This is a genomic window from Tsukamurella sp. TY48 (assembly GCF_019656655.1).
GTDB lineage: Bacteria > Actinomycetota > Actinomycetes > Mycobacteriales > Mycobacteriaceae > Tsukamurella > Tsukamurella strandjordii.
Genome location: NZ_BPMV01000001.1, coordinates 847,191 through 865,677, shown reverse-complemented (window position 1 = coordinate 865,677; position 18,487 = coordinate 847,191). Strand labels below are relative to the sequence as shown.

At 71.5% G+C, this 18,487-nt stretch carries 17 protein-coding genes; 12 read left to right on the top strand and 5 right to left on the bottom strand.

Going from position 1 to position 18,487, the window contains the following annotated elements; genetic code table 11:
* The first annotated feature begins 28 nt into the window (after window positions 1–28).
* The 4 genes from TTY48_RS04230 to TTY48_RS04215 are packed head-to-tail and all read left to right on the top strand — an operon-like array spanning window position 29 to window position 3,299.
* The gene (locus TTY48_RS04230; RefSeq protein ID WP_220656315.1) at window positions 29–322 is read left to right on the top strand and encodes a hypothetical protein; all 294 of its coding nucleotides are present in this window, start codon (window positions 29–31) and stop codon (window positions 320–322) included.
* A 6-nt stretch (window positions 323–328) separates the two neighbouring features.
* A complete protein-coding gene (locus tag TTY48_RS04225) occupies window positions 329–1,123 on the top strand; it encodes a DeoR/GlpR family DNA-binding transcription regulator (RefSeq protein ID WP_220656314.1) in 795 nt (264 codons plus the stop codon).
* Window positions 1,120–2,220: a galactose-1-phosphate uridylyltransferase gene (gene galT, locus TTY48_RS04220; protein WP_220656313.1), complete on the top strand. Its 1,101-nt coding sequence runs from the start codon at window positions 1,120–1,122 to the stop codon at window positions 2,218–2,220. Before TTY48_RS04225 ends, galT begins: the two co-directional genes overlap by 4 nt.
* Window positions 2,217–3,299, top strand: coding sequence for a galactokinase (locus TTY48_RS04215; protein ID WP_220656312.1), 1,083 nt, complete (start codon window positions 2,217–2,219; stop codon window positions 3,297–3,299). Before galT ends, TTY48_RS04215 begins: the two co-directional genes overlap by 4 nt.
* Window positions 3,300–3,302: 3 nt before the next feature.
* Here the strand turns inward: TTY48_RS04215 and glpK are convergent, their stop codons facing one another.
* Window positions 3,303–4,847, bottom strand: coding sequence for a glycerol kinase GlpK (glpK, locus tag TTY48_RS04210; protein WP_220656311.1), 1,545 nt, complete (start codon window positions 4,845–4,847; stop codon window positions 3,303–3,305).
* Between the two features lie 27 nt (window positions 4,848–4,874).
* Between glpK and TTY48_RS04205 the strand changes: the two genes are divergently transcribed.
* The 7 genes from TTY48_RS04205 (at window position 4,875) to TTY48_RS04175 (ending at window position 10,701) form a co-directional block, all read left to right on the top strand.
* Window positions 4,875–6,674: a glycerol-3-phosphate dehydrogenase/oxidase gene (locus tag TTY48_RS04205; RefSeq protein ID WP_255585494.1), complete on the top strand. Its 1,800-nt coding sequence runs from the start codon at window positions 4,875–4,877 to the stop codon at window positions 6,672–6,674.
* 26 nt (window positions 6,675–6,700) lie between these two features.
* Window positions 6,701–7,120 (top strand): MarR family winged helix-turn-helix transcriptional regulator, encoded by a 420-nt coding sequence (locus TTY48_RS04200; protein WP_220656310.1) that lies wholly within the window; start codon window positions 6,701–6,703, stop codon window positions 7,118–7,120.
* Window positions 7,121–7,140: 20 nt separating this feature from the next.
* Window positions 7,141–7,584 (top strand): hypothetical protein, encoded by a 444-nt coding sequence (locus tag TTY48_RS04195; RefSeq protein ID WP_220656309.1) that lies wholly within the window; start codon window positions 7,141–7,143, stop codon window positions 7,582–7,584.
* Complete coding sequence (locus TTY48_RS04190; RefSeq protein WP_220656308.1) at window positions 7,581–7,850, top strand: hypothetical protein; 270 nt, start codon at window positions 7,581–7,583, stop codon at window positions 7,848–7,850. Before TTY48_RS04195 ends, TTY48_RS04190 begins: the two co-directional genes overlap by 4 nt.
* A gap of 88 nt (window positions 7,851–7,938) precedes the next feature.
* Window positions 7,939–8,934: a DUF418 domain-containing protein gene (locus TTY48_RS04185; RefSeq protein WP_220656307.1), complete on the top strand. Its 996-nt coding sequence runs from the start codon at window positions 7,939–7,941 to the stop codon at window positions 8,932–8,934.
* Window positions 8,931–10,058, top strand: a complete 1,128-nt coding sequence (locus TTY48_RS04180) for a sensor histidine kinase (RefSeq protein ID WP_220656306.1) — start codon at window positions 8,931–8,933, stop codon at window positions 10,056–10,058. Before TTY48_RS04185 ends, TTY48_RS04180 begins: the two co-directional genes overlap by 4 nt.
* A 1-nt stretch (window position 10,059) precedes the next feature.
* Complete coding sequence (locus TTY48_RS04175; RefSeq protein ID WP_220656305.1) at window positions 10,060–10,701, top strand: response regulator transcription factor; 642 nt, start codon at window positions 10,060–10,062, stop codon at window positions 10,699–10,701.
* Between the two features lies 1 nt (window position 10,702).
* On the opposite strand, the gene TTY48_RS04170 is transcribed toward TTY48_RS04175, so the two are convergent.
* Window positions 10,703–11,299, bottom strand: a complete 597-nt coding sequence (locus TTY48_RS04170; protein WP_220656304.1) for an META domain-containing protein — start codon at window positions 11,297–11,299, stop codon at window positions 10,703–10,705.
* A gap of 50 nt (window positions 11,300–11,349) precedes the next feature.
* Window positions 11,350–12,918, bottom strand: coding sequence for an MDR family MFS transporter (locus TTY48_RS04165; RefSeq protein ID WP_220656303.1), 1,569 nt, complete (start codon window positions 12,916–12,918; stop codon window positions 11,350–11,352).
* 131 nt (window positions 12,919–13,049) lie between these two features.
* Here TTY48_RS04165 and TTY48_RS04160 point away from each other — a divergent pair, with 131 nt between their 5' ends.
* Window positions 13,050–13,493 carry an SRPBCC domain-containing protein gene (locus tag TTY48_RS04160; protein ID WP_220656302.1) on the top strand — a complete coding sequence of 148 codons (444 nt, stop codon included), beginning with the start codon at window positions 13,050–13,052 and terminating at the stop codon, window positions 13,491–13,493.
* Between the two features lie 9 nt (window positions 13,494–13,502).
* Here the strand turns inward: TTY48_RS04160 and TTY48_RS04155 are convergent, their stop codons facing one another.
* Both TTY48_RS04155 and TTY48_RS04150 read right to left on the bottom strand, forming a co-directional pair.
* Window positions 13,503–13,892, bottom strand: coding sequence for a hotdog fold thioesterase (locus TTY48_RS04155; protein ID WP_220656301.1), 390 nt, complete (start codon window positions 13,890–13,892; stop codon window positions 13,503–13,505).
* Between the two features lie 23 nt (window positions 13,893–13,915).
* Window positions 13,916–18,397 carry an ATP-dependent helicase gene (locus TTY48_RS04150; RefSeq protein ID WP_220656300.1) on the bottom strand — a complete coding sequence of 1,494 codons (4,482 nt, stop codon included), beginning with the start codon at window positions 18,395–18,397 and terminating at the stop codon, window positions 13,916–13,918.
* Window positions 18,398–18,487: the final 90 nt, after the last annotated feature.

Below are 18,487 nucleotides of genomic sequence, written 5' to 3'. Positions count from 1 at the left end.
CAATGACTTCGACGACAGGAGCACATCGATGACCGATTCCTCCGGTACTCCCAAACAGGGACTGCTGACCCGACTGTTCGACATCCGCAACGTGATCGCAGCCCTCCTCGGCCTCTACGGGATCGGCCTGCTGATCGCGGGACTGCTTCCGAGCGTCGCAGAGGCGGGCGCCGGCCAGGCACAGCGCGGCCAGAATCCCATCGACATGGCCGCCGGTAGCTCGGCGAACCTGTGGGTGGGGGCGGGGATGCTGTTCTTCGCCGCGGTGTTCGCGACCTGGGCGGCGCTCAAGCCCCCGCGCGACGACTCCGCGCAGGGCTAGCCGCGAGTGCTCGCAGCGGAGCGACGACGACACATCCTCGCCGCGGCGATCGCGCACGGCGCCGTGCGGGTGAACGACCTCGCCGAGGATCTGGGCGTGTCCGAGATGACCATTCGCCGCGACCTCGACCGGTTGGAAGAGGGCGGCGAGCTCACGAAGGTGCACGGCGGAGCGGTCCGCACCGCCGGCGCCCCGTCCGGACGGGGCTTGGAGCCGACGTCCGCGCTCAAGGCCGAACGCGCCACCGTCGAGAAGCGGGCCATCGCGAATGCCGCCTCGGCACTGATCGAGGACGGGATGACGGTGGCCCTCGGTGCGGGAACCACCACGCTGGAGCTCGCCCGGCTGCTCCGCGGGCGGGCCATCGCCGTGGTCACCAACTCGATCTCGCACTTCCACGTGCTCACCGATCCCGCCCCGGACCTCGTTGCCGGGGGCGCCGTGCAACTCACCGGCGGCCAACGCACACCGTCGGATGCCCTGGTGGGCCCGGTGGCCAACGCCATGCTCGAACGCGTGCGCTGCGATATCGGCTTCCTCGGTTGCCACGGCATCGACCCGACCGCCGGATTCACCACCCCGAACATCGGCGAGGCGGAGACCGACCGGCGCCTGATCGGGGCATCACGGAACACCGTGATGCTGGCCGACCACACCAAATTCGGTGAGATCGGCGCGCACCTGTTCGCGGAGTTCTCCGCGGTCGACCAACTCATCACCGACGGCGGTCTCGGACCAGCCGCGCGCGAGGCGCTGTCCGGCGTCGTCGCACTCACCGTCGCCGAAGGAGGCGTGTCATGACCCGATCGCTGCCGGACCCGACCGTGGGGCATCTGGCGGACGGCCGGGAGATCCTGCTGTTCGAGTTGCCCGACGGTCCGCGGCCGGTGCTCGGAACCGATCGGCGGGCCCTCGCGCCGCGGCCGGACGGCCCCGTCACCACCGTGCGCCGTGATCCGCAGACCGGCGATCGCGTGATCGTGGCGCCGGCCCGCCAGGACCGCACGTACAAGCCGCCCAAGAAGATGTGCCCGCTGTGCCCGGACCCCGAGGGCCGCTCCAGTGAGCTCCCGGTCCAGGACTACCGCGTCGCCTCGTTCGAGAATCGATTCCCCTCACTGTCCGGCGCGGTCGCGACCGCCGTCGATCACCCGGGCGGGAGCCTGCGCGTGGAGGATCCGGGCGTCGGGCGCTGCGAGGTGGTGTGTTTCACCAGCGCGCACGACGGCGCGTTCGCCCGGCTCACCGAAGAGCACGCCCGCCTGGTGGTGGACGTGTGGGCCCACCGGACCACGCAGCTGCTGGAGCGCGACGACGTGGCGGAGGTGTTCTGCTTCGAGAACCGCGGCGAGGAGATCGGTGTCACCCTGCCGCATCCGCACGGTCAGATCTACGCCTTCCCGTACCGCACGCCGCGCACCGAGGCCATGCTGCGCGAGGCGGCAGCGCACCGTTCCCGCTCCGGCACAGATCTGTTCGAGGACATCCTGGCCGCCGAGATCGCCGACGACGAGCGGATCCTGGTGCGCACCGAACACGCCACCGCCTTCGTGCCCTTCGCGGCGCGCTGGCCGGTGGAGGTGCACGTGTACCCGAATCGCCACGTGCACAACCTCGCCGAGCTGACGGCCGCGGAGGCCGACGATCTGGCCCGGGTGTACCTCACGGTTCTCCGCGCCTTCGACTCGCTGTACGGTTTGCCGTTGCCCTACATCGCCGGGTGGCACCAGTTCCGGTCCGGCTCCGACGAGGGCTACCTGCACGCCGAACTCTTCTCGATCCGGCGCAGCGCCGACAAACTGAAGTACCTCGCCGGTGCGGAGTCGGGACGGGACGCCTTCGTGACCGATAAGACTCCGGAGACGATCGCGCAGGAGCTGCGGCAGGTGATCGAATGACGGTGCGCGCGTACGCCCCCGGCCGCATCAACCTGATCGGCGAACACACCGACTACAACGACGGCTACGCGATGCCGATCTCGCTGCAGGTGGGAACCTCCGCGGTGTTCGAACCGGACGGTGGAACCCGGCTCACGGTGAGCTCCGACGGTGAGAGCGGCACGGTCGTCATCCCCCTCGACACCGCGCCGGGCGATGTCGAGGGCTGGGCCGCGTACGTCGCGGGATGCATCTGGGCGCTGAGGGATCACGGCATCACGCCGCCGGGCGGACGGATTCACCTGACCTCGCAGGTCCCGGTGGGCGCCGGCCTGTCCTCCTCTGCGGCGCTGGAATGCGCGGTGCTCGGTGCCCTGATCGAGGCCGGTGGCACGCCCGCTCCCGACCGGACCACCGTCGCCCGCATCGCGCAGCGCGCGGAGAACCACTACGTGGGTGCCCCCACAGGACTACTCGACCAGATGAGCAGCCTGTACGGCCGCGAGAACGAGGCGATGCTGCTCGACTTCCGATCGCTCGAAGTCGGCCGCATCCCGCTGGAGTTGGAGCACGACGTGCTGCTGGCGATCGATTCCCGTGCGCCGCATCAGCACGCGGGCGGTGAGTACGGCAAGCGCCGCGCGGCGTGCGAGCGCGCCGCCGCCGAACTCGGCGTCGCCTCGCTGCGCGATGCCGCCGACGATGCGTGGGAGCGGCTCTCCGACGACGAGACCCGGCGCCGTGCGCGCCACATCCTCACCGAGAACCGCCGGGTGCTCGACGGCGCCGCCGCGCTACGGAACCGGGATCACGCCGCCTTCGGTGTGCTCATGACCGCCTCGCACGCCTCGATGCGCGACGACTTCGAGATCACCGTTCCCGCGATCGATCTCATCGCAGCGACGGCCGAGGAACTCGGAGCGTACGGCGCCCGGATGACCGGTGGCGGCTTCGGCGGCACGGTGATCGCGCTCGCCCCGCGCACCGCCGCCGACCGGATCGCGGCTGAACTGCCCGGGTCCGTCGAGGCCGCCGGGCACCCGCGCCCGGAGGTCACCGTCATCCGCCCGGGCGAGGGCGCGCAGGCGCGCACCGTCTGAGCGCTACGCCCAGTTGAGGGTGCGCTCCACCGCGCGGTTCCAGTCCGAGTACAGGCGGGCGCGTTCGTCCTCGGGCATCTGGGGGAGCCAGCGGGCGTCCTCGGCCCAGTTGGTGCGGATCTCCTCCAGCGTCCACACGCCGGTGGCGTACCCCGCGGCGTAGGCGGCACCGAGCGCGGTGGTCTCGATGATCCGGGGGCGGATCACCGGGACCCCGAGCACGTCGGCCTGGAACTGCATCAGGGTGTCGTTGACCACCATGCCGCCGTCCACCCGCAGCTCGGTGAGGGGGATGCCGCTGTCGGCGTTCATCGCCTCGATCACCTCGCGCGACTGATAGGCGGTGGCCTCCAAGGCCGCCCGTGCGATGTGCCGCTTATCCGAGAACCGGGTCAGACCCACGATCACGCCGCGCGCGTCGGGGCGCCAGCGCGGTGCGAACAGGCCCGAGAACGCGGGCACCACGTACACGCCGCCGTTGTCGGGGACGCCGGTGGCGAGGTCCTCGATCTCGGGCGCCGTCTTGATGATGCCGAGATTGTCGCGAAGCCATTGCACCAGTGAGCCGCTCACCGCGACGGAACCCTCGAGGGCGTACACGGTGGCCTCGTCGCCCAGCTTGTAGCAGACCGTGGTGAGCAGCCCGTGCTCGCTGAAGACGGGCCGTTCGCCGGTGTTGATCAGCAGGAAGTTGCCGGTGCCGTAGGTGTTCTTGGCGGCGCCCTCGTCCAGCGCAGCCTGTCCGAACATCGCGGCCTGCTGATCGCCGAGGATGCCGGCGATGGGGACTCCGCCGAAGACGCCCCGCTCGCGCACCTCGCCGTAGACCTCGGCGCTGGAACGGATCTCGGGCAGCATCGACATCGGGATGCCCATCGCCGCACAGGTCGCCGGGTCCCACGCGCCCTCCGCGAGGTTCATCAGCATGGTGCGCGAGGCGTTGGTGATGTCCGTGATGTGCATCGGGCGGCCGGGGCCCGAGCTGGCGGCGTCGTCGGTGGTCAGGTTCCACACCAGCCACGAGTCGATGGTGCCGGCGCAGAGTTCGCCGCGCTCGGCACGTTCGCGGGCGCCCGGCACGTTGTCGAGGATCCAGGCGATCTTCGGGCCCGAGAAGTACGAGGCGAGCGGCAGGCCGCAGGAGGGCTTGAACCGGTCGCGGTCGGGCGTCTCCAACCCGACGGAGGCCAGTTCCTCGCACATCGCCTCGGTGCGGGTGTCCTGCCAGACGATCGCGTTGTGGATCGGTTCGCCGGTGGCGCGATCCCACACCACGACCGTCTCACGTTGGTTGGTGATGCCGACCGCCGCGATATCGGCGGCGGTGAGGTCGGCGGTCGCGAGCGCCTGCGCGCACACCTGGCGCGTATTCACCCATATCTGCGTGGCGTCGTGTTCCACCCAGCCGTTACGTGGGAAGATCTGATCGTGCTCCCGTTGCTCGGCGGCCACGATGGTGCCACCACGATCGAAGATGATGCACCTGGTGGAACTGGTGCCCTGATCGATCGCGGCGACGAATTGCGGGTCACGATGTGAAACTGCCACGAACGAATACTGACATGGTGATGCCCGATGAATGCTGCCAACCCTGAAACCGTCACAACTCCGGGTGCTCTCGGAGGGCTGTCCTCGGCCGCGACGCTGCTGTCGCCGGCCTACCGGGCACAGGCCTGGGAGAAGCTGGGGACCGACGAGTTCGACGTGGTGGTGATCGGCGGCGGCATCGTCGGAGTCGGTGCGGCCCTCGACGCCGCCACCCGCGGCCTCAAGGTGGCCCTGGTGGAGGCCCGCGACTTCGCGTCGGGCACCAGCTCGCGCAGCTCCAAGATGTTCCACGGCGGCCTGCGCTACCTGGAGCAGCTGGAATTCGGCCTGGTCCGCGAGGCCCTGCACGAGCGCGAGCTCTCGCTCTCGACACTGGCGCCGCACCTGGTCAAGCCGCTGCCCTTCCTGTTCCCGCTCACCAAGCGCGTCTACGAGCGGCCGTACATGGCCGCGGGCATGTTCCTCTACGACACGATGGGCGGCGCGAAGTCGGTGCCCGCGCAGAAGCACCTCACCCGGTCCGGCGCGCTGCGCCTGTCCCCGGGGCTCAAGCGGGACGCCCTCGTGGGCGGCATCCGGTACTACGACACCGTGGTCGACGACGCCCGGCACACCATGACGGTGGCCCGCACCGCTGCGAACTACGGCGCCGTGGTGCGCACGTCCACCCAGGTGGTGGACTTCCTGCGCGAGGCGGACCGGGTCTCGGGCGTAGTGGTCCGCGACAGCGAGACCGGCGAGACCACCGAGGTCCGCTCCACCGTGGTGATCAACGCGACCGGCGTGTGGACCGACGAACTGCAGGCGCTCTCGCACCAGAAGGGACGCTTCCGGGTGCGCGCATCGAAGGGCGTGCACATCCTGGTGCCGCGCGACCGGATCGTCAGCGATGTGGCGCTCATCCTGCGCACCGAGAAGAGCGTGCTGTTCGTGATCCCGTGGGGCATCCACTGGATCATCGGCACCACCGACACCGACTGGAACCTCGATCTCGCGCACCCCGCCGCGACGGCGACCGATATCGACTACATCCTCGATCACGTCAACAAGGTGCTCATCACCGAGCTGACCCGGGACGACATCACCGGCGTGTACGCCGGGCTCCGGCCACTGCTGGCGGGGGAGTCCGACGAGACCAGCAAGCTGTCCCGCGAGCACGCCGTGGCCGCGATCGCGCCCGGACTGGTGACCATCGCGGGCGGCAAGTACACCACCTACCGGGTGATGGCCGCCGATGCCGTGGACGCGGCCGAGGCCTACCTGCCGCACAAGGTGGCACCGTCGTGCACCGAGAAGGTGCCGCTCGCCGGGGCCGACGGCTACTTCGCGCTGAGCAACCAGACCACCTCGATCGCGGCGGAACACGATGTGCACCCGCACCGGGTGACGCACCTGCTCAACCGGTACGGCTCGCTCATCGGCGATGTGCTCGCGCTGGCGGACAGCGATCCGGGCCTGCTGGAGCCCCTCGCCGGTGCGCCGCAGTACCTGCGCGTGGAGGCCGTGTACGCCGCGCTGGCCGAGGGCGCGCTGCACCTGGAGGACGTGCTGGCCCGCCGCACCCGGATCTCGATCGAGTACCCGGATCGCGGGCTCGAAGCGATGTCCGAGGTGGCCGAGCTGATCGCGCCCGTGCTGGGGTGGTCGGACGCCGACGTGGCGCGCGAGCTCGACACCTACCGCGCCCGCGTGGACGCCGAGGTGCGCTCGCAGGAGATGCCGGACGACGGCAGCGCCGACGCACTGCGTGCCGCGGCCCCCGAGGCCCGCGCGGAGATCCTGGAGCCGGTTCCCGTACCGGGACAGGACGCCAAGGCGATCTCGTAGTCTCCGGGCCTCGGTAGCCTGCTGGCATGTCTGCTCCGCCGCCGTTCAGCCCCACGATCATGCTGCTCACCCTGGGGCGCACGTGGGACGCGGAGTACGCGGAGGCGCTCAAGCCCTTGGGGCTCACGACCCGGAAGTACGGTCTGCTGGGGCACATCCGGGCGGTGCCCGACATCTCCTTCAGTGAGCTGGCGCGGCGCTCGCGGATCACGGTGCAGAGCGTGCACACCGCGGTCGCGGGATTCGTGGCGGCCGGTCTGGTGGGGGACGGCACGGCGCAGGCGGGGTCGGCCTCCACCCTGCGGATCACCGCCGCCGGCGACGATCTGCTCAACCGCGCCGCGACCGAGGTCGCGCGCCTCGACGCCGATTTCGCCGATCGGTACCCCGAACTGACCGCGGCCTTCCGGGCCGAGATGGCCCGGGCGTGGGAAGCCGCCCGCTAACCTTCAGTTAAACTGAAGGTATGGAATCGCTGCTGTTGTCCGTCCACATCGTGGCCGGGATCCTCTTCGTCGGCCCCGTCGCGGTCGCGGCGAGCCTGTTCCCCCGCTTCGCCCCGGTCCCGGCGGCGGCCGGCGCACCGTCGCCCGACGGTGACGAGCGCACCGCCCGGCTGCTGCACCGGATCACCCGCGGCTACGGCCTCGCCGCGCTCGTGGTGCCGGTACTCGGCCTGGTGCTGGCCGTGGTGCAAGGCCGCGCCACCGACGTCTGGGTGATCGTGGCGATGGCGCTCACCGCGGTCGCCGGGGCGCTGCTCGCCCTGCAGATCGCGCCCTTGCAGGCGGAGGTGCTCGAGTCCGGCGCCGATCACCTGCGGCGCCTGGGGATGCTCACCGGGCTGTTCAACGTGCTCTGGGTGATCGTGGTCGTGCTCATGGTGGTGCGTCCCGGAGCCGTCGCGTGAGCGCCCCGATCCGCGCGCTCGGCGCCCTCTCCGCGTTCGAGACCGTCAGCGTGGCGATCCTTCTGGTCAATCTCGTCACCGTCCACGATCCGGGCATCACGCGGGTGCTCGGTCCCACACACGGCGCCCTGTACCTCGCCGTCGCGGTGACCGCCGCGTTCGCCCGCGGCCTCAGTCCCGTCACCCGGATGTGTGCCTTCCTGCCGGTGCTGAGCGGACCGCTCACCGTCGTCAACCTGCGCCGAGAGCGCGCCCGCGCCCGCTGAGCCCCCTCATCCGTTCGGCCGAGGCGGACGGGAAGGGACCGGCCGTTCGCGGGATTCGGCGGGCGGCGATCCCGGTCATCGTGGAGGCATGAGATATCGCTTCCTCGACAGCCTGCGCGGCTTCGCCCTGCTAGGCATCCTCCTGGTGAACATCGTCGACCTGGTCGGCACCGCACAGGATGCGGCGGGACGGTCGGCGCTGGACCTACTGGTCCAATCGCGGTTCGTCCCGATCTTCACCCTGCTGTTCGGCGCATCGCTCTACCTGATCGCCGACGGTGCGCGGCGCCGTGGCACGGCGGGCTGGGTTCCGCTGGTGTGGCGGATGGCGGGGCTCGGGGTGATCGGCGTCCTGCACTCCCTGGTCTACGACGGCGACATCCTGCGCATCTACGCAGCGATCGGACTCTTCGTGATTCCGCTGGTGGTGTGGCTGTCGCCGCGCTGGGTGCTGCTGATCGGCGTGGCGCTCACCATCGCCTCCTTCACGCTGGGAGCGGGAGCGACCGACTCCACGCCGGGGCTGATGCTGGTGGGCGCCGGCGCCGCCGGCATCGGCGTGCCCGCCCGGCTGGAGCGCTCGCCGAGGGCGGGGCTGTGGCTGGCCGGAGTGGGAATCCTCGCCGCCGTGCCGCTGCTGCTGGCCTACTCGTCGATCGGCGGCGACCCGCGGTACTCCGTGGAAGGGACGCGTGCGGGAGTCGCGGCGGCGATCGTCTACATCGGCGTCCTCGCGATCGCCTGGCACTGGCGACCGGCCCGGGCGGCACTGCGCGCCGTCTTCGAACCCCTCGGCCGGATGTCGTTGACCAACTACGTGACCGCCTCGGTCATCGTGGTCGTGCTGAAGGCCGTGGGCGTGCTGGGGCCGCAGACCCCACTGGCGACGGTGCTGGCGGTCGCGGTCGCGATCATCGCGGCGCAGTCTGTGGGGAGCCGGGTGTGGCTGTCCGGGCTGCGCTACGGTCCACTGGAATGGGTGCTGCGCGCGGTCACCTGGCGGTCGGTGCCGCCACTGCGTCGCGAACGGCCCGCTGGGCGCGACTTCGACAGGGGTGGAAGCCGGATGACGACGTGGTCATGACGCGAGCGAACCAGATCGTGGTGATCGGGCTGCTCATCCTGGGATGGGCCGTCGGCACGCTGCTCTCGATCGCCTCGACGTCGTCGGACCTGGGACTGCTCGTGAACGGCGTGGGGTCGGTGGGTGCCCTCATCACGGTGATGGCTCTCCTGCGCCGGGCGCCCGCCGCCGCGGCCTGGAGCGGGATCGTGATCGCGGCGGCCGCGTTCGTCGCGGGCGCGGTGGTGGCGCCGGACCCGATCTGGCCGGCGGGGGTGTGCTGGGCGTTCGTGATCGCCGCAGGGCTCGCCGCGGCGCAGGCCGACACCGCGGCCGACGGTGCGCTCGAGGCCGTCGCGGCCCTGCTCGCCGTGCTCCCCGTGGTGCCGGTCGCGCTGCAGGACACGGGCATGTGGCTGATCGCCGTCCTCGCCGCCGGTGCGGTGTACGTGTCGATCATGTTCGGGCACAAGCACAGAACAGCGGAGCGACGACTCGAGCAGACCCGATCGGAGGTTCAGATGACGGAGCGAACGGCGATGGCGCGCGAACTGCACGACGTGATCGCCCACGAGGTGACGGGCATCGTGGTGCTCGCCCAGGCCGGGATCGCCGCGGGCGCGGACGCCGACGGCACGCTGGCCCGCATCGAGCGCAGCGGTTCGCGCGCCCTGGCCGACATCCGAGCCATGGTCGGCACCCTGCGCGAACCGGGCGAGGCGCCGCCGCCGCTGGCCCCGTCCGCCTCCGGATCGGAGCTCTCGGCCTCGCTCGGCGATCTGGCCCAAACCGGCGTGGACGTCACCGTCGATCCGGCGGTGGACACCGACGACGTGCCCGACCTGCTGCGTCTGGTGGCGCACCGGGTGGTCGCGGAGGGACTCACCAACGCCCGCAGGCACGCACCCGGCAGCACCGTGCGGGTCACCGTCGGGCGGGTCGACGGTGACCTGCGGGTGGACGTGGTCGACGACGGTGCCTCCGCCGACGCTCCGCCCGGCCCCGGACCGGGCGGTGGCACCGGACTGATCGGCCTGGCCGAGCGGGCGGCCACCGTCGGGGGCACGGTGACCTCCGGCCCCGATGGACCCGAGGGCGCCGGCTGGCGCCTCACCGCACACCTGCCGATCGATGGAGGTTCCTGATATGCCGATCACGGTGGTGCTCGCCGACGATCAGGAGATGGTGCGGATGGGGTTCGCGATGATCCTGGGGGCCGCTCCCGACATCGAGGTGGTCGGTCAGGCCGCCGACGGTGCCGAGGCGATCTCGGTGATCGCGCAGACCCGGCCGGACGTGGCCCTGCTCGACATCCGGATGCCCCGGCTGGACGGTATCGAGGTGTGCCGCCGGGTGACCGAGGCCGGCACCCGGGCGGTGATGGTGACGACCTTCGGCGAGCCGGACTACGTCGACGATGCGCTGGCCGCGGGGGCGTCGGGCTTCCTGCTCAAGGACGCGGGGCCGGAACTACTGGTGGCAGCCGTCCGCGCCGCCGCCGAGGGCGATGCCTTGATCAGCCCCGAACTCACCGTGGATCTCCTGGCCCGGAACCGAGGAGCGGGCTCCCGGGGCGCGGCCGCGGACGCGATCGCCGGACTCACCCCGCGCGAACGCGAGGTGGCCTCCTGCGTGGCCCGCGGACGCACCAACGCCGAGATCGCCGACGAACTGGTGATCAGCCTGGGCACGGTGAAGACCCACCTCAGTGCCATCGGGCAGCGGCTCGGCGCCCGCAATCGGGTGGAGATCGCCGCGGCCATGTGGGCCGCGGGCGCGATGGACTGAGCTAGCGCGCCGCGGCGGTGGTGGTGGTCGCCGGTGCCGCCGAGCTGGTGGCCGTCGGGGCCGCGCTGGTGGCGGGCAGGGTGCTCACCGACGGAGCGGCACTCGCCGACGGGGCCGTCGAGGCGCCGGAACCGGTGAGCACGAAGGTCCAGGTGCGGTTGTTCGCCGCATCGGTCAGCACCAGCTCGGAGCCGGAGCGCGACCACTGCCGCAGGCCGGTGAGCGCCTCGCGGATGGCGGTCTGAGTGCCCTTGGGATCGGGGCAGTACTTCTGGGTGCTCGCGACGCCGGCGCCGAAGTCCACCTTGTCGGCGGCGTTGGTCAGCGCGGTCGCGGTGCCCGAGAAGGCGTTGCAGGAGTCGTTGCCCGAGATGTTCGAGCCCTGCACGCGGAACCATGCGACGGGGTCGCTCTTGAAGCGCCACTGCGAGCCGACGATCGAGCCGGGCTTGGCGGGGGCCTTCGCGGTGGTGGGGGCGGCCGAGCCCGACTTCGACGGTGTCGCGGGGTCGGCTCCGGCGTAGCCGGCGCACCCGGCGGTCAGCAGTGCGGCGCCCGCGACGAGCGGGGCGATGAGGGAGGCGGTCTTGCGCGTCATGCGCCCAAGTATGCCGCCTCCCTCGTCACAATGGAAACTTCAGTAACACCTCAGTTGGTCTTTTCGCCCGCCGGTTCCATGTCGAGCGTGGTGCGCAGCGGCCGGTTCGGCAGCAGCGCCACCGCGATCAGGGTGACCACCGCACAGGCGGCGGCGACCAGGAAGATGCGGCCCGTCGCATCGCCGTACGAGGCGCGGATGATCTCCTGGATCGGGCCGGGGAGCGCCGTCAGGTCGAGCTGCGCGCCGCTGCCCGAGCCGCCCGCCGGAGCGTGGATGCCCAGCTTGGCCAGGCCGCTCTGGGTGAGATCGGAGACCCGCGAGGCCAGCACGGCGCCCAGGGCGGAGACGCCGATCGCGCCGCCGAAGGTGCGGAAGAAGGCCACCGAGCTCGACGCCGAGCCGATGTTCTGCACGCTCACCGTGTTCTGCACGGCCAGCACCAGGTTCTGCATGAGCGAGCCGACACCGAGGCCGACGATCGCGATGTACAGCATCACGGTGCTCAGCGGGGTCTCGTGGTCGATGGTGCCCAGCAGGGTGAAGCCGATGACCATGATCACCGCGCCGCCCACGACGAAGGGCTTCCACTTGCCGGTGCGGGTGATGAGCTGGCCCGAGGCCACCGACGAGACCAGCATGCCCAGCACCATCGGGATGGTGAGCACGCCCGCCATCGTGGGGGTGTAGCCGCGCGAGGTCTGGAAGTACAGGCCCAGGAAGGACGTGGCGCCGAACATGCCGACACCCACGGCGATCGAGGCGATGATCGCGAGCGCGGTGGTGCGCTCGGTGATGATGTGCAGCGGAATGATCGGATCCTTGGCCCGCGACTCGACGTACACGGTGAGGCCCAGCAGTAGGAAGCCCGCGATCAGGTAGGCGGCCGAGGTGCTGGAGATCCAGTCGTAGTTCTTGCCGGCGAACGAGACCCAGATCAGCAGAACCGAGACGCCCGCGGTGAGCAGGGTGGCGCCGAGCCAGTCGATCGAGACGTCGTTCTTGCGCTGGGTGGGCAGGTGCAGGGTGCGCTGGATGAGGATCAGTGCGCCGACGGCCAGCGGGACGCTCACGTAGAAGCACCAGCGCCAGCCGATGTGGTCGGTGATGACGCCGCCCAGGATGGGTCCGCCCGACATCGAGACGGCCATGACGGCGCCCATGTAGCCGGAGTACCGGCCGCGCTCACGCGGCGGGATGATGCTGCCGATGATGGCCACGACCAGGGCGGTGAGGCCGCCCATGCCGATGCCCTGGATCACGCGGGCGCCGAGGAGCACCTCGACGTTGGGCGAGGCGCCGGCGATCACCGAGCCCGCCACGAAGATGACGATCGCGGCCTGGACCAGGACTTTCTTGTTGAACAGGTCGGCCAGCTTGCCCCAGATCGGGGTGGACGCGGCGTTGGCCAGCAGCGCGGTGGTGATGACCCAGGAGAACGCGGTCTGCGAGGCGTGCAGGTCGGCGATGATCCGCGGGAGTGCCGTGGACACGATGGTGGTGCTCAGCAGCGCGGTGAACAGTGCGGCGAGCAGCCCGGCCATGACCTCGAGGATCTCCCGGTGGGTCATGGGGGCGGACGATGACTGATGTGGGGGTGCCTCCACGGTGTCCGACATCGCTACCTTCTTCCTTCAAGTTTCTAAGCAATAACGTGCAGGGTGCAACTGTAACGTTCGCGAAGATATTCCTCAAAGGAAACGACTGTGACTCGGGTCGCAGTAGTGAAACGTGTTCTAGATTGGTGCGCATGGCCTTCGTCATCGACCACACCCGCGAGATCGCCGCCCCCGCCGCCCTGGTGTGGCAGGCGCTCACCGACTTCGACAGCTACGGCGAATGGAACCCCTTCGCCGTCTCGGCCCGCTGCGATCTGCGGCCCGGCGGCGTGATCTCGATGCGGGTCGCCCTGTTCCCCGGCCGGGTGATGACGCAGAACGAGATCGTGGTCTCCGTCCAGGAGGGCCGCGGCTTCTCGTACCGGATGAAACCGGCCCCCGCGGGGCTGCTGCGCAGCATCCGGGACCAGCGCATCGACGATCTCGGGGACGGCCGCTCGCGGTACACGTCCCACTTCCAGCTCGACGGTCCGCTCTCGCCCGTGGTGGGAGCGCTGCTCGGGCCGAGCCTGCGGCGCGGCTTCGACGGCAACGTCGACGGGCTCGTGGGCCGGGCGGAGCAGCTCGCCCGCTGATCCGGACCGCTACTTCGCGCGCGCCCGCCGGTTGAAGCGCGCGGTGGCGCGGGCCACGATCTCACCCGCGGGATCGGTCACGCGGACCACGAAGATGTCCTCCTTCGGCAGCCGCTCGGCCACCGATGCATCGGCGTGCAGCGTGTCGCCCAGGCGCGTGGGGCGCAGGTAGTCGATGTGGATGGAGCTGGCCACACCGGTGTGCTCGTCGTCGTTCGCCGCCGCGGCCACCGCGGTGCCCACCACGGCGAAGACGAAGGCTCCGTGCGTGGTCTCGTGCGGATTGAGGTGATCCTCCGTGACGGTGACGGTGGCCTCCGCGCGGCCGCCGCCGTGGCCGGTCACCTCGATCCCGAGATGCTGGGCGTACCGGTCGACGGGAGGCTGCGCGCTGCTCATGCCTCCATCCTCCCCGACGCGGATCAGCGCACGCGCAGCCCCTTCGGCGTCTTCGCGAATCCGGCGGCCGCCAGCGCGGCGGCCAGGGGCGAGGTGAGGGCCGGCGCACCGTCGACCTTCTCGATGGTGAGCCCGCCCAGCCGCGGCACCGCCTCCGCGAGCGCAGCGAAGGCCGCCTCGGGAGCGTCGGTGAAGGTGAGCAGCGTGCGCCCGCCCCGCTCGACGAAGGCGGCCAGCGCACCGTCGGCCAGCACCACGACGGCTCCGGGCTTACGGCCGGGCCGCGCCCCCGGGCCCTCGCCGGACGACGGGCGTTCGGGCCACGGCAGGGCGGCGCCGAACGGATTGGCCGGATCGGTGGCCGCGAGTACCAGCGGCGGCGCGGGCTCGCCGCGATCCTCCGCCTGCTGCAGCGCTGCCGCCGCCTCGCGCAGCGCGTCGACGGTGCCGTTGCGCGCGAACTGGGCCGCCCCGAGCCGCTCGATGAAGTAGCCGCGCCGCGCCTTCCCGGATTCCTCGAACGCGGCCAGGGTGCGGTACACCCGGGCGAAGCCGCCCTCCACGTGCTCGGCCATCACGGACCCCCGGGTGACCACGCCGTACCGCTCCAGGAGCTGCTCGGCGATGGTGTGCGAGCGGACCGTCGGATCGTCGGCCTCCGGCGGTGCGGGCGGCAGCGACCACCGGCCCGCGACCATCGGCGGCGACTGCTCCACCGGCATCCGGAACCGCGCCCGCGGCGGACGGCGGGGGGAGCGGTGCGCGGTGGCGCGACGGCCGCCCGCGAGCCGGGCCCGCACCGGCGCGAAGGTGTCGCCGGAGAGGCGGCCCGCCCACACCAGGTCCCACAGCGCGTCCGGGGTGGCGCCGGTGAGCTGCCGGTACAGGTAGGCGCCGCCGCCGCGCACCGCGTCCTCGATCGCCTCGTGCGCGGCGGTGAGGTCGAGCTCGTCCGGCGGCGGGACGGTGAGCGGTGCGAGATCGGCGGGATGCAAGGCGATCCAGCCGTCCTGGGCGCCGATCGCGCCGTGGCCGGTCCACACCACCTCGCCGGAGGTGGTCAGCTCGTCGAGCATCGCGGGCGAGTAATCCCGCACCCGCTGCGGCAGGATCAGCGATTCCCACGCCGACGCCGGGATCGGAACGCCCGCGAGTTGATCGATCACGGTGGCCACGCCGTCGATCCCGCGCAGGGGCGACCGGAGGTGGTGCCAGCCGGCCAGGAACTCGCTGTAGGCGCGCTCCGGCACCGGCTCCACATCGTGCCGCAGCCGCGCCAGGCTGCGCTGCCGGATGCGCCGGAGCACCTCGGCATCGCAGAACTGCGGCGCATCAGCGGCATCCGGATCGTCGATCGTGATGAAACGACCCTCCACCACGCGGCGCGCCCGCACGAGATCGGTGAGGGTGCGGTGCACCACCGCGACACCGAGCCCGTACCGCTGGGCCACCTGCGCCGCCGTGAACGGACCGTGGCGGCGGGCGTACCGCGCGATGAGATCGCCGATCGGATCGGGAACCGCCTCGGTGAAGACCTGCGCGATACCGGGCTGCAGCGGTACGCCGAGGCCGTCGCGCAGACGGGCCGCATCCTCCACGGCGGCCACCCACTCGTCGCCGTACGCGAATGCCCTTCCCGCGTCGATGAGTTCGTCGACGGCGTGCCGGGCGTCGACACCCTCGGACCGGTCGGCGATCTCGGTGCGCGTGAGCGGCCCGAGCTCGCGGATCAGATCGGCCACCTGCTCCAGGGTGCGAGCGCGGTACCCGGATGCGGTGCGCTGCAACTGCGACGCCACCTCGGCCAGGATGTCGGCGTCCAGCAGCTCGGTCAGCTCGACCCGGCCCAGCAACTGGGACAGCACCGCCGGATCGAGGCTCAACACCGCCGCCCGACGCTCGGCGAGCGGCGCATCGCCCTCGTACATGAACGCACCCACGTAGCTGAACAGCAGCGATGCGGCGAAGGGAGAGGGGGAGGCGGTCTCCACCTCGGCGATCCGCAGCGATCGTGATTCGAGCGAGCGGTGCACTGCGATGAGCTCGGGCACGTCGTACACGTCCTGCAGGCACTCGCGCACGGCCTCCAGCACGATGGGGAACTGCGGGTAGCCGCGCGCCACCTCCAGCAATTGGCTGGCCCGCTGCCGCTGCTGCCACAGCGGCGAACGCTTGCCCGGATCGCGGCGCGGCAACAGCAGGGCGCGGGCGGCGCACTCGCGGAACCGGGAGGCGAACAGCGCGCTGGACCCCACGGCCTCGGTGACCAGGCCATCGATCTCGTCGGGGTCGAACCGGAAGAGTTCGGCGCCGGGCGGCGCATCGTCGGTATCGGGCAGCCGCACCACGATCCCGTCGTCCGTGGCGGTGACGGCGCCGCTGAGCCCGAGCCGCTCGTTCAGCCGGGCGCCGACCGCCAGTGCCCACGGCGCGTGCACCCGCATGCCGAGCGGGGAGTGCAGCGCCACCCGCCAGTCGCCGAGCTCGTCGCGGAAACGTTCGACCACCAGCGTGCGATCAGTGGGGAGCACCCCGGTGGCGTCCTGCTGCTCGTCGAGCAGTGCCACCAGGTTGTCGGTGGCCCACTCGCCGAGGCCCACGGCACCCGCCCGCGCCGCCCGTTCCGGCCCGGAGAGCGCGGTGAACTCGCGCGTGAATCTGCCGATGGCGCGGCCGAGTTCGGCCGGACGGCCCACGGTGTCGCCCACCCAGAAGGGCAGCCTGCCGGGCTGGCCGAAGGCGGGGGAGACCAGCACGCGGTCGTGGGTGATCTCCTCGATCCGCCAGCTCGTGGCGCCCAGCGCGAAGACATCGCCCACCCGGGACTCGTACACCATCTCCTCGTCGAGTTCGCCCACGCGGGAAGCGCGTTCGCCCACCATGAAGACGCCGAACAGGCCGCGATCGGGGATGGCGCCGCCGGAGGTGACGGCGAGCCGACCGGCGCCGGGGCGGCCGGTGAGCGTTCCGGCGTCCCGGTCCCACACCAGCCGCGGGCGCAGCTCACCGAAGTCCTCCGACGGGTACCGCCCGGAGAGCAGATCGAGCACCGCCTCGTACGCCGAATCCGGCAGCGCGGCATAGGGATGGGCGCCCCGCACCAGGGCCAGCCACTCGTGCACGTCGAGCACGTCCATCGCGGCCGCCGCCACCGTCTGCTGGGCCAGCACGTCGAGCGGATTGCGCGGCACGGTGAGCTTCTCGATGGCGCCCTCGCGCATGCGCTGCACGGTGACGGTGCTGTGCAGCAGGTCGGTGCGGTGTTTGGGGAAGAAGACGCCGCGGCTGGGCTCGCCCACCTGGTGGCCGGCGCGGCCCACCCGCTGCAGGCCGGCGGCCACCGAGGGCGGCGCCTCCACCTGGATCACCAGATCGACCGCGCCCATGTCGATCCCGAGTTCCAGGCTGGACGTGGCCACCACGCAGCGCAGCCGCCCCGATTTCAGATCGTCCTCGATGATCGCGCGCTGTTCCTTGCTCACCGAACCGTGGTGGGCCCGCGCCAGCACCGCCTCGGCCCCGTGGGTCTGCCCGCTCGCGAGGACCTGGGCGGGGGCTCCGCCGGCGACGGCGGGATTGGGGCCACCGGCGCTCACCCCCGCGGCCAGTTCGTTGATCCGCGCCGTGAGCCGCTCCGCGAGCCGCCGCGAGTTGGCGAAGACGATGGTGGAGCGGTGCCGATCGATGAGGTCGACGATCGCCGATTCCACGTGCGGCCACAGCGACCCCTGCTGCACGGGCTCTTCACCGTCGCCCGCGATCACGTCCAGCTCCGTCATGTCCGGGACCGGCACGGTGACGGTGAGCTCGAACTCCTTCTCCGACGGCGGACGCACCACGGTGGCCGGGCGCGGACCACCGAGGAAGGCCGCCACCTCCTGGGCCGGTTCCACCGTGGCGGACAGGCCGATGCGCTGCGCGGGCCGCTCCAGCAGGGCGTCGAGCCGCTCCAGGGAGAGCGCGAGGTGCGTACCGCGTTTGGTGCCCGCGACGGCGTGCACCTCGTCGACGATCACGGTGTGCACGCCCGCGAGGGTCTCCCGGGCCTGCGAGGTGAGCATGAGGAACAGTGACTCCGGCGTGGTGATCAGCACGTCCGGGGGAGTGCGCACCAGCTGCCGCCGCTGCTGGGCGGGGGTATCGCCGGAGCGGACGCCCACCGTGATCCCGGGCGCCGGCTCGCCCCGCCGCTCGCGGACCCGGGCGATCCCGGTGAGCGGTGCGCGCAGGTTGCGCTCGACATCGACGGCGAGGGCCTTGAGCGGGGAGATGTACAGCACGGACGTGCCGGCCGGGCGGTCCGACGGTGCCGTATCGGCCAGCCGGTCCAGCGCCCAGAGGAAGGCGGAGAGCGTTTTGCCCGATCCGGTGGGCGCGACGACGAGGGTGTTGCGGCCCTTCGCGATGGACGCCCAGGCCTTGGCCTGCGCCGCGGTGGGGGCGGCGAAGGATTCGGTGAACCACTCGGCGGTGGCGGGCGTGAACGCCCGGAGGACGTCCGGCATGGATCCATCATGGCGCAGACGTCCGACAGATGAAGTTGTCCCCGTTTGTCCCGGATCGGCACTGGTTCGGCCGCAAGCCACGATGCTGTG

Coding starts and splice junctions, on each gene's coding strand:
- TTY48_RS04200 (WP_220656310.1), top strand. CDS start 6,701: ATGTCTGCTCCGCCGCCGTTCAGCCCCACGATCATGCTGCTCACCCTG.
- galT (WP_220656313.1), top strand. CDS start 1,120: ATGACCCGATCGCTGCCGGACCCGACCGTGGGGCATCTGGCGGACGGC.
- TTY48_RS04180 (WP_220656306.1), top strand. CDS start 8,931: ATGACGCGAGCGAACCAGATCGTGGTGATCGGGCTGCTCATCCTGGGA.
- TTY48_RS04195 (WP_220656309.1), top strand. CDS start 7,141: ATGGAATCGCTGCTGTTGTCCGTCCACATCGTGGCCGGGATCCTCTTC.
- TTY48_RS04205 (WP_255585494.1), top strand. CDS start 4,875: ATGAATGCTGCCAACCCTGAAACCGTCACAACTCCGGGTGCTCTCGGA.
- TTY48_RS04150 (WP_220656300.1), bottom strand. CDS start 18,397: ATGCCGGACGTCCTCCGGGCGTTCACGCCCGCCACCGCCGAGTGGTTC.
- TTY48_RS04185 (WP_220656307.1), top strand. CDS start 7,939: ATGAGATATCGCTTCCTCGACAGCCTGCGCGGCTTCGCCCTGCTAGGC.
- TTY48_RS04165 (WP_220656303.1), bottom strand. CDS start 12,918: ATGTCGGACACCGTGGAGGCACCCCCACATCAGTCATCGTCCGCCCCC.
- TTY48_RS04155 (WP_220656301.1), bottom strand. CDS start 13,892: ATGAGCAGCGCGCAGCCTCCCGTCGACCGGTACGCCCAGCATCTCGGG.
- TTY48_RS04175 (WP_220656305.1), top strand. CDS start 10,060: ATGCCGATCACGGTGGTGCTCGCCGACGATCAGGAGATGGTGCGGATG.
- TTY48_RS04170 (WP_220656304.1), bottom strand. CDS start 11,299: ATGACGCGCAAGACCGCCTCCCTCATCGCCCCGCTCGTCGCGGGCGCC.
- TTY48_RS04160 (WP_220656302.1), top strand. CDS start 13,050: ATGGCCTTCGTCATCGACCACACCCGCGAGATCGCCGCCCCCGCCGCC.
- TTY48_RS04215 (WP_220656312.1), top strand. CDS start 2,217: ATGACGGTGCGCGCGTACGCCCCCGGCCGCATCAACCTGATCGGCGAA.
- TTY48_RS04230 (WP_220656315.1), top strand. CDS start 29: ATGACCGATTCCTCCGGTACTCCCAAACAGGGACTGCTGACCCGACTG.